General features: G+C 67.2%; 11 protein-coding genes. 6 read left to right on the top strand and 5 right to left on the bottom strand.

The genetic code is table 11. From position 1 onward, the window contains the following. Positions 1-43: 43 nt before the first annotated feature. Positions 44-1,468, bottom strand: a complete 1,425-nt coding sequence (locus ACT3UE_RS07970; RefSeq protein WP_444554558.1) for a nucleobase:cation symporter-2 family protein — start codon at positions 1,466-1,468, stop codon at positions 44-46. Positions 1,469-1,931: 463 nt separating this feature from the next. Between ACT3UE_RS07970 and ACT3UE_RS07965 the strand changes: the two genes are divergently transcribed. Next, positions 1,932-3,188, top strand: a complete 1,257-nt coding sequence (locus ACT3UE_RS07965; protein ID WP_444554559.1) for an NAD(P)/FAD-dependent oxidoreductase — start codon at positions 1,932-1,934, stop codon at positions 3,186-3,188. Positions 3,189-3,330: 142 nt separating this feature from the next. Further along, the gene (locus tag ACT3UE_RS07960; protein WP_443382036.1) at positions 3,331-3,546 is read left to right on the top strand and encodes a PLDc N-terminal domain-containing protein; all 216 of its coding nucleotides are present in this window, start codon (positions 3,331-3,333) and stop codon (positions 3,544-3,546) included. 16 nt (positions 3,547-3,562) lie between these two features. On the opposite strand, the gene ACT3UE_RS07955 is transcribed toward ACT3UE_RS07960, so the two are convergent. Beyond that, on the bottom strand, positions 3,563-4,075 hold the full coding sequence (locus ACT3UE_RS07955; RefSeq protein WP_443382038.1) for a metallophosphoesterase family protein: 513 nt from the start codon (positions 4,073-4,075) through the stop codon (positions 3,563-3,565). A 149-nt stretch (positions 4,076-4,224) separates the two neighbouring features. Between ACT3UE_RS07955 and ACT3UE_RS07950 the strand changes: the two genes are divergently transcribed. Both ACT3UE_RS07950 and ACT3UE_RS07945 read left to right on the top strand, forming a co-directional pair. Beyond that, the gene (locus tag ACT3UE_RS07950; RefSeq protein ID WP_443382040.1) at positions 4,225-4,815 is read left to right on the top strand and encodes a TetR/AcrR family transcriptional regulator; all 591 of its coding nucleotides are present in this window, start codon (positions 4,225-4,227) and stop codon (positions 4,813-4,815) included. A 95-nt stretch (positions 4,816-4,910) separates the two neighbouring features. After that, complete coding sequence (locus ACT3UE_RS07945; protein WP_443382042.1) at positions 4,911-5,858, top strand: AraC-like ligand-binding domain-containing protein; 948 nt, start codon at positions 4,911-4,913, stop codon at positions 5,856-5,858. Between the two features lie 94 nt (positions 5,859-5,952). On the opposite strand, the gene ACT3UE_RS07940 is transcribed toward ACT3UE_RS07945, so the two are convergent. Together ACT3UE_RS07940 and ACT3UE_RS07935 are read right to left on the bottom strand one after the other, a co-directional pair. Continuing rightward, a complete protein-coding gene (locus tag ACT3UE_RS07940) occupies positions 5,953-7,299 on the bottom strand; it encodes an NAD(P)/FAD-dependent oxidoreductase (protein WP_443382044.1) in 1,347 nt (448 codons plus the stop codon). Positions 7,300-7,546: 247 nt separating this feature from the next. Continuing rightward, entirely contained in the window at positions 7,547-8,536 is a 990-nt protein-coding gene (locus tag ACT3UE_RS07935; RefSeq protein WP_443382046.1) for a TIGR00730 family Rossman fold protein, read from the bottom strand. Positions 8,537-8,681: 145 nt separating this feature from the next. On the opposite strand from ACT3UE_RS07935, the gene ACT3UE_RS07930 reads away from it, so the two are divergent. Next, positions 8,682-10,184: an APC family permease gene (locus tag ACT3UE_RS07930; RefSeq protein WP_443382048.1), complete on the top strand. Its 1,503-nt coding sequence runs from the start codon at positions 8,682-8,684 to the stop codon at positions 10,182-10,184. A gap of 95 nt (positions 10,185-10,279) precedes the next feature. Continuing rightward, a complete protein-coding gene (locus tag ACT3UE_RS07925; protein ID WP_443382050.1) occupies positions 10,280-10,534 on the top strand; it encodes a hypothetical protein in 255 nt (84 codons plus the stop codon). A gap of 96 nt (positions 10,535-10,630) precedes the next feature. On the opposite strand, the gene ACT3UE_RS07920 is transcribed toward ACT3UE_RS07925, so the two are convergent. Next, positions 10,631-11,715, bottom strand: a 1,085-nt coding sequence (locus ACT3UE_RS07920) for an AAA family ATPase (protein WP_444566504.1), incomplete at its 5' end; no start/stop codon positions are given.

Here is an 11,715-nt window from a genome sequence, read left to right as displayed (position 1 = left end):
TGCTCCCTCGCTTTTCTACTGGTGTCGGTCTGGTGTCCGGGGCCTAGACCTCGGAGACTTCGTGGGTCTCGAAGTCCTTTTCGGTGGCCGGCCGGACCGGGGCCTTGGCGAAGACCGAGGGGTCCGTCGGGGTTCCGACCTTGATGTGGTTGAACAGGATGTTCAGCAGGATCGCGGCGACCGCGGCCGAGCTGATGCCCGAGTGGAAGATCGTGCCGACCCAGGTCGGGAACTCGTTCCAGAAGGCCGGGGCGGCGATCGGGATGATGCCGAAGCCGACGCCGGTGGCCACGATGATCAGGTTCATATTGTCCTTGTAGTTGACCTTGGCCAACGTGCGGATGCCACTGGCGGCCACGGTGCCGAAGAGCACGATGCCGGCTCCGCCGAGGACCGCGGTAGGCACCGCCGCGACGATGCGTCCCATGACCGGCAGCAGGCCCAGCAGCACGAGGATCAGGCCGCCGGCGCTGACCACGAAACGGCTCTTGATGCCGGTGATGGCCACCAGCCCGACGTTCTGGGCGAAGGCGCTCTGGGTGAAGGAGTTGAACACCGGCGAGATCAGGCTGGAGATCATGTCGGCGCGCAGACCGTTGCCGATGCGCTTGGAATCGACCTCGGTTTCGACGATTTCACCGACGGCCAGGATATCCGCCGTGGTTTCGGTCAGGATGACCAGCGTGACGATCAGCATCGAGATGATGGCCGGCAGTTCGAAGGTCGGCCAGCCGAAGGCGAAGGGGGCCGGGAAGGCGAAGACCGGGCCGTTGCCGACCCCGGAGAAGTCGGCCATGCCGGTGAAGACGGCGACCAGCGTACCGATGACGATGGCCAGCAGGATGGACAGGCGGGAGATCGTCGCATTGCCGAGCTTGCTCAGCAGCAGGACGATCAGCAGGGTCGCGCCGGCCAGGCCGATGTTGGCCATGGAGCCGTAGTCGTCGGCCTTGTCATTGCCGCCCATGGCCCAGTTGGCGGCCACCGGCATCAGCGACAAGCCGATGACGGTGATCACCACGCCGTTGACGACCGGTGGGAAGAATCTGATCACCTTGGAGAACACCGGGGTGATCAGCAGCCCGACGGCTGCGGAGACCATCACCGCTCCGAAGACCGCTTGGATGCCACCGCCGCCACCGATGATGGCCGTCATGGTGGCCACGCCGGCGAAGGAGACGCCCTGGACCAGCGGCAGCTGGGACCCGAAGAACGGAATGCCGATGGTCTGGAGCAGGGTGGCCAGGCCGCCGACGAACAGGCAGGCGGCAATGAGCAGGCCGACGTCGGAGGAGCTCATGCCCGCTGCGGTGCCGACGATCAGTGGCGGGGCGATGATTCCGCCGTACATGGTCAAAACGTGCTGGAAGCCGTAAGCGAAGGTGCTACCGATGGGCAGACGCTCGTCTTCGGGACGTGCAGGCGCGGTGCGGCGGCCTGCCGCGGCGCTTGATGCGTTCTTGTTCATGGAGTTTCCCTTGTGTGCGGATGATCGGAAGCAGGTCCGGGCGACAGCTGTTCCTTGTACTGGGGTCCGGATCCCTGGCTGATCACCTGGGATTCCGTATAGCGGAAACTGAATTCCGTTATGCAATATAGTGAACTGGGTCACACGGGCAATGTCAAGGGTTGTGTCGAGGCCCTGTCATGGCGGCGATGGGTCGGCGGTCGAAGATCCCCGGGTCCGGACCGCGTCGGACCTGGGCCTGGGGGAGCCCGGCGGTCGCGGCTGTGACATAGTCCCGGTGGACCAAGGAATAAAGTAGGGCAAAGACCGAAGTAAATGCTGAATTACCGTCTGTGCCCGTGATTAATTCATGATTTGGCCTCCGGGTGCCAGCGCTACCGTGGAAACCTCCCGAGGGGTTGAGGTTGGCGGCGGGCTCGGGCATCCTTACGGTGCGAGTCTGATCGAGCCAACGGGAGAAACCATGGGCATGCAACATCCTGAACACGTCGTCGTCGTCGGCGCGGGCATCGTCGGTCTGTCGACCGCCTGGCACCTGCAGGAGCGGGGGGTCCGGGTCACCATCGTCGACCGGACCGGAGTCTCCGCCGGCTCCTCCTGGGGCAATGCCGGCTGGCTGACCCCGGCCCTGACCCTGCCATTGAGCGAACCCTCCGTGTTCGCCACCGGAGCCAAGGCCATGCTGGACCCTGCCTCGCCCCTCTACATCCCGTTGACCACCGATCCTTCGTTGATCAGGTTCCTGGCCGGATTCGCCCGGCACTGCACCCCGGGCAAATGGCGCGAAGCCATGAAGGTGTTCAGTGAGATCGGCAGCACCGGTCTGGATGCCTTCGCCGAGCTGGCCGAGGGCAGCAACGCGGTCACCGAACCCACCAAACCGGCCGAGCCCTTCCTGGCCGCCTTCGCCACCGAGAAGGACCGCGAGGGACTGGTGCACGAGTTCGAGGGCATCCGCGAAGCCGGAGGATCCGTGGACTTCGATCTGATGACCGGCGCGGAGATCCGCGCACTGGAGCCCACCTTGGGTTCGGGGGTCACCGCCGGCGTGAAGATCCACGACCAGCGTTTCCTCAACCCGCCGAACTTCATGGAATCGCTCGCCGAGTCGGTACGCCAGCGCGGCGGGGAGATCATTGACGGCTTCGCCGTCTCCGACGTCCGTGACTCCGGGAACTCCGTGACGGTGATCGGTTCCAGCGGCAGGAGCATGACCGCCGATTCGGTGGTCCTGGCCACCGGAGCCTGGTTGAACTCGCTGACCCGCAAATTCGGCGTCCGCCAGATCGTCCAGGCAGGGCGTGGCTACAGCTTCACCGTCAAGCCCGAGTCCATGCCGACCCACCCCATCTACTTCCCCGCCCAGCGGGTCGCCTGCACGCCGCTGGGGGATCGCTTCCGGGTCGCCGGCATGATGGAATTCCGCGACGCCGATGCGCCGTTGGACGAACGCCGGATCCAGGCGATCATCAAGGCCGCCTCCCCGATGTACACCGGCATCGATTGGGAGGACCGCCAGGAGGAATGGGTGGGAGCCCGTCCCTGCACCGCCGATGGCCTGCCGTTGATCGGCGCCACCAAGTCCCCGCGCGTGCACGTCGCCGGCGGCCATGGCATGTGGGGCGTCGCCCTCGGCCCGCTGACCGGCAAGATGCTGGCCGCCGAGATGACCGGCCAGGGCACGGCCCCGCTGATGCGCCACTTCAGCCCGCTGCGCTAGTAGGAAGCAGGCAGGGCACTGCCACCGGCAGTGCACGACGGCGGTACCCCCTGCGGGTGCCGCCGTTTCCTTGTTCTGGCGGTGTGTCGGGCGGGCTACTCGTCTAGGCTGGTCCCATCAACGAACGTCGGGAGTGATGATGATGGCCAGGAAGCATTTCAAGGACCTCAGCACGGGACGCAAGTTCTGGGTCATGCTGCTGGGAGCGGCCCAGGTCGCATTGCAGGGGGCGGCCCTGAAGGACCTCGCGACGCGGCCCTCGGCCGAGGTCAACGGGCCCAAGACCGCATGGTTCTTCGCGAGCTTCTTCAATTTCATCGGCCCGCTCAGTTACTTCGCGGTCGGACGCAAGAAGTAGTCCAGTCCGGGCCTCGTCAGGCCCCGACCCGCTCCACCGGAATGACGGATACCTCGCCCAGGACGCCGTCGTCCACCACTGCGCTCATGTAGGTGCACACCGGCTGGCGCCGCCGATCCGTCGGTGATCCGGGATTGAGCAATCGCAGGCCATTGGCCGCCGTGGTGTCCCACGGGATGTGGCTGTGCCCGAAGACCAGCACGTCGGTGTCCGGGAACTGCTGCGCGCACCGCTTTTCCCGGCCCGCGGAGGCCCCGGTTTCGTGGATCATCGAAAAGCGCAGTCCCTCGATCTCCACGTGGGCGATCTCGGGAAGCCGGGAACGCAATTCCTCGCCGTCGTTGTTCCCGTGGACGGCGACCAATGTCCGGCAGCGCCGCTCCAGCTCGTCCAACAGCTCCGGTTCCACCCAGTCCCCGGCGTGGAAGACGATATCGGCCGCCTCGATCTGCTCCCACAGGCTCGGGTGCAGTCCGCGGGCCCGTTTGGGCAGATGGGTATCGGCGATCAGGATCAGGCGCGTGCTCATGGGGGCATCCTTTCATGAACCGCCTGGTCATCTGGGCGGGGTGCCGCCAGGCCGCGTAGCACCCTGGCTCCAGGGCTGGAGGGTTGCCGGTCGCCTAAGCTGGTGGCAGGACCCTCGGATCGGGAGGGATGGCAGAAAGGTGCCGGTACATGCCCAAGATCGTCGATCACGAACGACGACGGATCGAGCTGGTGGAAGCAACCTGGCGGATCATCGCCAGACTCGGCCTGCAGCGCGCCACCATGCGTGAGGTGGCCGAGGAGGCCGGCTTTTCCAACGGTGCGCTCAAACCGTATTTCCCCACCAAGGATGCCCTGCTCCAGGCGACCTTCGAGCACGTCTTCCACCGGACCAGCGAGCGGATTGCCGAGGCGGCGGCCTCGCTGGAGGGACTCGACGCGCTGCGGGCCTTCGGCCGGGAGGTGCTGCCGTTGGATGCGACCCGCCTGGATGAGGCGCGGACGGTGGTGCCGTTCTGGCATGTGGCGATCCACGACCGCGAGAAGGCGGCGCTCAATGACGATTCGATGGTCATCTGGCGTGGGTGGATCCTGCAATGGCTCGCCCAGGCCCGGGAGTCCGGCGAATTGCGTGCGGGGGTCGAGGTCGGCCCGGCCGCCGAAGGGCTGTTGACCTTCCTGCTGGGCGCCCAGGTGGCGGCCACCCTGGATCCGGGGCATGCCGGCCCGGAGCAGTTGACCCGTCAACTCGACGTTCATTTGGGCTTGCTGTCCGCCTGAGGTTTTTCGACACTCGGAGAAAATAGTGACTTCCGCGGGGAACTGGCGTATTTTGACTGGTGTGTGACAGCTGTCACCAGAGGAGGAGGGGATCGATGACCATCGCGATGAGCCACCCGGCAGCCCAGCGGGCGGAGACCTTCACCAGATGGCGTGAACTCGTCTCCGCTTCCTTCGTTCCGCTCGAGGCCGATCCGGTGGCCCCGGGGCCTTTTGCCGGGCAGGTCTCCGGACATGGGCTCCAGGACCTGGCGGTCTTCGAAGTCGATGCCATGGCCCACCGTGTGCGCCGTACCCCGGCGCTGATCAACCCCGCGGACCCCGGCTACTACAAGGTGAGCCTGCAGATGAGCGGTCACGGGATCCTCATCCAGGATGGGCGCGAAGCCGTTCTGTCCCCCGGTGACCTGGCCATCTACGACACCCAACGCCCCTATACGCTGAGTTTCCATGAGGACTTCTCCACGCTGGTGCTCATGTTCCCCAAGCAGCTGATCGGGCTCGATGATGCCGACATGTCGATGTTGACCGCCCGTCGGCTGGGGTCCTCCGACGCCGTGGGCCGGGCCGTGGTCCCCTGCATCGCGCGCATCGGGGACCTGGTGCCCGAGGTCGGGGACGGGCTCGGCTACCTGCTGGCCCGCAATGCCGTGGATCTGCTGGGCACCGTGCTGGCGGCGGAGGTGCAGGTGGGGCCGCGGGCCGCCGATGCCGAGCAGGTGTTGCAGCTGAACAGGATCAAGCAGCACGTCGAGGCCCATCTGGCCGATCCCGCGTTGACGCCCGGCTCGATCGCCGCCGCCCACTACATCTCGCCCCGCACCCTGCATAAGCTCTTCGAGCCCACGGGAACCACCGTGTCGGCCTGGATCAGGGCGCGCAGACTGGATCGGTCCCATCGGGAGCTGTTGGACCCGCTGTTGGCGCATCTGCCCGTCGGGGTCATCGGGGCCCGCAACGGGTTGCCCGACGCCGCCCACTTCAGCCGGTGCTTCCGCGCCGCCTATGGTTCCGCCCCCAGCGCCCTGCGCGCGCGGAGCTGACGGCAGGGCCCCCGGGAGCCCTGGCGCCGGGTTTCCCACGGGCCGGCCGGTCGCCGGAGCGCGGCGTCGACACCTCGACGCCGCGCTCCGTATCTCAGGCGTGCCCGGTGGGCCCGGCCTCCAGCTCCTGCAGGATGGTCCGGGCCGTGGTGATCCCGGACTCGATGGCGCCATCGACCACGACACCGTTCCAGCCCTTGGCCCAATCCGCGCCGGCGAAGTGCAGCCGGGTGCCCGTGGAGCGGAAGTGGTGCCAGCCGTCGGTGAACTGCTCGGAGGCAATGGTGGACCAGGTCTGCCCGCTCCACTTATCGGCCACCCAGTCGTGCCCGGTGGTTTCGAGCACCTCCAGATCCGGCCGCCACCGGCGGATGATCTCCTGCACCTGCTCCGCATCCTGCAGGTCGATCCGCGTGTGGTCCGGCCCGAATCCCACCAGGACGGTCGTGCCGTCCTCCAGGAAGTACTCGCTCTTCATCATCGCCAACGGATTCCCCGACGGGGCGGTGGCCAGGAAGTTGTGGTGGCCCTTGACCTTGATCCAGATCTTGAACCCGGTGGAATTCGATCCTTGGCCCACCAGCCGCTGCTGGTCGGCCGAAAGCCCGGGGGAGAAGTCGAGGTTCTTCAGTGCGCCCCACGGCACGGTGACGATGCCCGCGTCCGCCGCGTGCACCGCACCGTCGGCGGTCGTCAGGCGGACGCCGGCGCCGTCATGGACGATCTGCTCCACAGCCGTCTCCAGGTGGATGGGGCAGCGCAAATCCGCGGCCAGAGGCTCGTAGATCCCACGCATGCCGTTCTTGAGCTTGAACTTCAGCGTCTGCTCATCGAGCAGGGACAGACGGTGATCGCTGAGTGCGGCCCAGTGCTTGGCCATGAGCGGAGAGGCGGTGGCCGTATGGCCGTTGTAGCCGGCGGACCAGTAGGCGTCGGCCAGATCGATTTCCTCCTGGCTGAAGTCCCCGTCGCGCAGGGTATCGAGGACACTGCCCCGATCGGCCTGGCGGAAGCGTTCAGCCACCTCGGGGGAGCCGTCGTAGTCCGGGCTGAGCACGTGCAGGGGCTCATGCGGGTACGGGAAGAACTCCTGCGAGCCCTCGAAGATCCGTGCCTGGGGGCGCTGCAGTTTGGCATCCAACTCCGCCTCGGTCCCCTCGTGGACCGTTCCGCAGGTCAACCAGTAGGCACGATCGTAGTCCGGGCTGGGATAGATCTCCTGGCCGTAGCGGATGATCTCGGTCCAGACGAACGGTTGCATCCAATGGACCCAGGTCGCGCCGATCTCCAGGGGGAGGCCCATGCGCTCCTCGGTCCAGGCCCGGCCGCCGATCCGGTCCCGGGCCTCGAAGATCTCCACCTCCACACCCGCGGTTTGCAGTTCGCGTGCAGCGACCAGGCCGGCGAAACCGGCTCCGACAATCAAGACCTTGGCAGACATGGGGACCGCTTTCTGGAGGCAGGGTGGGGCAGCGGCAACGCGGAGGCCCTGGGTGGGCCCGTCAGGGCCGGAGCCCCGGGCGCTGCCGAGCGATGATGCCGTGCTGTGGAGCACGTCACACCTTTTTTCTATGTCTGTAGAATATACGGTCGGCATCGCGTTGTGGCAAGCCCCTGCTGCCCGGGCTCGGCTGCGGGAAGGGTCGCGGACCCGGGAGCACGGACCGGTCAGAGGGCGGCGGGACCGGCTATTCGGACCATTTGGGGGTCGGGGGTCGCCAGGTGCCGAGCTGGTCCAGCAGGTCGTCGGGATCGTCGCTGACGATCAACGTGTCCCGGTACAGCGGAGCCAGGAACCCGCGCTCGACCATGGTCTCGATCATGGCCAGGAGTGGATCCCAGAACCCCGCGACGTTGTACAGGGCCACGGGCTTGGCATGGATGCCCAGATGCTGCCAGGTCCTGGCTTCGAAGAACTCCTCGAGCGTTCCCGCCCCGCCGGGCAATGCGACGAAGGCGTCGCAGAGGTCGGCCATGCGTTGCTTGCGCTCATGCATGGTGGCCACGACCTCCAACCGCGTCAACGACGCATGGGCCGTCTCGCCCTCGAAAAGCGCTTCCGTCGTGATGCCGGTGACCGTTCCGCCGCGGGCCAGGGCGGCGTCGGCGAGGACCCCCATGAGCCCCACCTGCCCGCCGCCGTAGACGATGCCGACACCGGTTTCGGCCAGCCGGGAGCCCAGCGTGGAGGTGGCCTCGAGGTAGGTGCCTCCGTGGCCGGTCCGGGAACCGGTGAATAAGGCGATCCGGCCGATGGGCCTCCGGCCCCGGTCCTGCAGGGCGGGGATGACCTGCTCGGCCAGCAGCGGGGCCAGGTCCCCGGGCAGGGGGACCGCCGTGGGGTCCAGCCAGCGCAATTCGGCGATCTCGGCGGCGGGGTATGCCGCGACCAGTTCCGGATGTTCGAAGACGGTCGCCTGGACCTCGTGGCCCGGCTCGTTGGCGGCGCGGCAGCGGAAGACCCCGAGTTCACGAAGGTCCGCGGGGTCCAGCTCCACGCCCAGCTCCTCGGAACATTCACGCAATGCCGTGATGGCGGGACTCTCGCCCGCCTCGGGCTTGCCTCCGGGGAGCATGAACCGGCTGGTGCCTGCCTTGCGCACGGTCAGCAGCGCCCCGGAGGAATCCCTGAGGACGACGGCGCTGACATGGATGACGGGGGTATTCGATGGCTTCACGCTGATCACGCTACTCCGTTGCGTCCTGCCTGCGCCCGGGGACAAGGGGGCGTCGCGCAAAGCCAAGCCCACCGGCTGTGATCCGGGGCACAGTGGTCTGTAATGCCGGTCCCATCACGCCGTGCTGTCATCACCAGGAGGAACCATGACCACCACCAAGACCCAGCAACAGGCCGGACGGGACCCGTCCGCCGGAACCGGGTTGGGGCAACGCCGACTCGGGATCCCGGCCCTGGTCTTCATGATCATCGCCGCCTCCGCCCCGTTGACCGTCGTCGCCGGCGGGGTGACCAGCAACTTCGCGGTCACCGGTCTGCTGGGGGTCCCGCTGTCCTTCATCCTGCTCGGTGCGGTCCTGGTCATCTTTGCCGTCGGCTATCTGGCGATGAGCCGACACGTCCGCAACGCCGGGGCGTTCTACGCCTATATCTCCCGCGGGCTGGGCAAGCCGGCGGGAGTCGGATCCGCCTGGGTGGCCCTGCTGTCCTACAACGCCATGCAGATCGGCATCAACGGCCTGTTCGGCTTCGCCTTGTCCTCGTTCCTGGCAGGGTCGATGGGGCTGGAAATCCCCTGGTGGGTCTGCTCGCTGGCCGGATGGCTCATCGTGGGCATCCTGGGGGTGAACAAGGTCGACCTCTCGGCCAAGGTGCTGGGCGTGCTGGTCGCGCTCGAATTCGTCGTGGTCATCATCTACGACGTGTTCGCCTTCGGCACCGCCCCGGAAGGAATCAGCACCGCCTCGCTGGAACCGGGATCGCTGTTCACCACCGGTGTCGGGGCGGCCCTGGCCTTCAGCGTCGCGGCCTTCATGGGCTTCGAATCAGGGGCCATCTACAACGAAGAGGTCAAGGATCCGCGCAACACCGCCCGCCGGGCGACCTATATCGCCGTCGTCGTCATTGCCGCCTTCTACGCCTTCTCCGCCTGGGCGATGACCATTGCCGAAGGCGAGAGCCAGGTGATCGGCCGGTCGGAGGAATTCGGGCCGGACCTGATGTTCGTGTACTTCGCCGACCACGCAGCCGTCTGGTTCGTCGATCTGGCCAACCTGCTGTTCATCACCAGCCTGCTGGCCGCCCTGGTGGCCTTCCACAACGTCGTGGCCCGCTACATCTTCTCGCTGGGACGCGAAAACGTCCTGCCGGCGAAACTGGCCGCGGTGTCCGCCCGGACCCGGGCCCCCTTGGCCGGTTCGATCGCACAGTCGGTGCTCGCACTGGTCGTCCTGGTGGTCTTCGCCGTGGCAGGAACCGGCCACGAATACGGGGAGCTGTTCCCGGTCCTGACCCTGTTCACCTGGCTGACCAACACCGGCGCGTTCGGTCTGGTGCTGCTGATGGCCCTGACGTCCTTCGCCGTCATCGGCTTCTTCCGCCGCCAGCCCACCAGACCCGGGGCCTGGACGACGATGGTCGCACCGCTGCTGGCCGGGGTATCGCTGACCGCGGTGTTCGGAATGATCGTCGCGAACTTCGATGTGCTCATCGGGTTGGAGGAACCCGGGATGCTCAGCTGGCTGCTTCCGGCCATCATCGTGGTCCCGGGGCTCCTCGGTGTCCTCGGTGCCTACTGGTTGCGATCGGCCCGGCCGGGCGTCTATGCCGGCATCGGCCGCGGGGGTCTGGACCCGGAGGAACTGGACTAATACCGTCACGGTCGTAGGCTGGAAGAAGAGCCCGAAACGTCGTCACGGGGGCAGGTGGCACCGCGGGCCCGGACCGATATGTCGAGGAGGACACGATGGGTACCCACGAACACCACCACCAGGACGCCGTCTCGCAAGCCGGGATGGGCATGGACGGGACGCAGCTGCCCCAGCCGGAGGCCACCGAGCACGAGAGGCGCCGCGACGTCGACGGCCCCACCGAGATCGACTCCGAGTCCATTCCCGTCCACGGTGACGAAGACACCGCCGACGAGCTGGCGATGGAGGCCTACGGCGATGAGGACGAGGACGGGAATCCCGACATCCCCAACGCGCCGTTCCCCGGCTGAGCCCCCGGACAGGACCTGTCACGACAACGCCCCCGGACCATGGAAGCCATGGTCCGGGGGCGTTCGTCGTCCCGGCGGGAGCCCGGGGATACCTACCTAGGCGGCCAGCGCCGGGCGGGTGGAGGAGGCCGCGACGCGCAGTGCGCCCTCCTCGACCCGGAGGGTGATCCTGCCACCGTCCCGGACCGCTTCGGCGACCAGCAGGTCGGCGATCGGGTCATCGACCTCGCGCTGGATCACCCGACGCAGCGGACGGGCCCCGTATTCGGGCTCGTAACCGTGCTCGGCAATCCACCCGATGGCCGCATCCTCCACGTCCAAGCCGATTCCCTGGGCTTCGAGCCGGGCTTCGGTGTCACGCAGTTGGATGGACACGATCTGGCGCAGCTGCTCCTGCTCGAGCTTGCGGAACAACACGATCTCGTCGATGCGGTTCAGGAATTCCGGACGCATGGTCTCGCGCAGCCGGCCCATGACCCGATCGCGGAGCGCCTTCTCGGAGCCGAAACCGCCGGCCCCCTCGCCGGACTGGGCGTTGAAGCCCAGGGCGCCGGTCTTGCTGGCCAGGAACTCGGAGCCCAGGTTGGAGGTCATGATGACCACCGTGTTGCGGAAGTCCACGGTCCGGCCCTGCCCGTCGGTGAGCCGGCCGTCGTCGAGCACCTGCAGCAACAGGTTGAACACGTCGGGGTGCGCCTTTTCGATCTCGTCGAGCAGCAGCACCGAATACGGGTTGCGGCGCACCCGTTCGGTCAGCTGTCCAGCCTCGCCGTAGCCGACGTAGCCCGGAGGGGCCCCGACCAACCGCGAGACGGTATGCCGTTCACCGAATTCGCTCATATCGAAGCGCAGCAGCGCCTCCTCGCGGCCGAACAGCGACTGGGCCAGCGACTTCGCCAACTCGGTCTTGCCGACCCCGGTGGGCCCCAGGAACATGAAGCTGCCCACGGGACGGGAGGCATCGCCCATGCCCGTGCGGTTGCGCCGTACGGATTTGGCGATGACGCCCACCGCATCGTCCTGCCCGATGACGCGCTCATGCAGTTCCTCCTCCAGCTTCGCCAGCCGGGCCCGATCGCCCTCGGTCAACCGGGCTGCGGGGATGCCGGTGGCCCGGGCGATGATCTGGGCGATCTGCTCCTCGTCCACCACGCTGGTGCCGTCGGTGTCGTCGTCGGTGC

This window comes from Arthrobacter sp. 179 (assembly GCF_052379645.1).
Lineage (GTDB): Bacteria > Actinomycetota > Actinomycetes > Actinomycetales > Micrococcaceae > Arthrobacter_H.
This window is presented reverse-complemented; position numbering and strand designations above follow the sequence as displayed.

Bases quoted from the DNA above. Each gene is read 5' to 3' on its own strand.
- ACT3UE_RS07945 (WP_443382042.1), top strand. From the start codon at position 4,911: ATGACCATCGCGATGAGCCACCCGGCAGCCCAGCGGGCGGAGACCTTC.
- ACT3UE_RS07960 (WP_443382036.1), top strand. From the start codon at position 3,331: ATGGCCAGGAAGCATTTCAAGGACCTCAGCACGGGACGCAAGTTCTGG.
- ACT3UE_RS07965 (WP_444554559.1), top strand. From the start codon at position 1,932: ATGGGCATGCAACATCCTGAACACGTCGTCGTCGTCGGCGCGGGCATC.
- ACT3UE_RS07970 (WP_444554558.1), bottom strand. From the start codon at position 1,468: ATGAACAAGAACGCATCAAGCGCCGCGGCAGGCCGCCGCACCGCGCCT.
- ACT3UE_RS07950 (WP_443382040.1), top strand. From the start codon at position 4,225: ATGCCCAAGATCGTCGATCACGAACGACGACGGATCGAGCTGGTGGAA.
- ACT3UE_RS07930 (WP_443382048.1), top strand. From the start codon at position 8,682: ATGACCACCACCAAGACCCAGCAACAGGCCGGACGGGACCCGTCCGCC.
- ACT3UE_RS07940 (WP_443382044.1), bottom strand. From the start codon at position 7,299: ATGTCTGCCAAGGTCTTGATTGTCGGAGCCGGTTTCGCCGGCCTGGTC.
- ACT3UE_RS07925 (WP_443382050.1), top strand. From the start codon at position 10,280: ATGGGTACCCACGAACACCACCACCAGGACGCCGTCTCGCAAGCCGGG.
- ACT3UE_RS07955 (WP_443382038.1), bottom strand. From the start codon at position 4,075: ATGAGCACGCGCCTGATCCTGATCGCCGATACCCATCTGCCCAAACGG.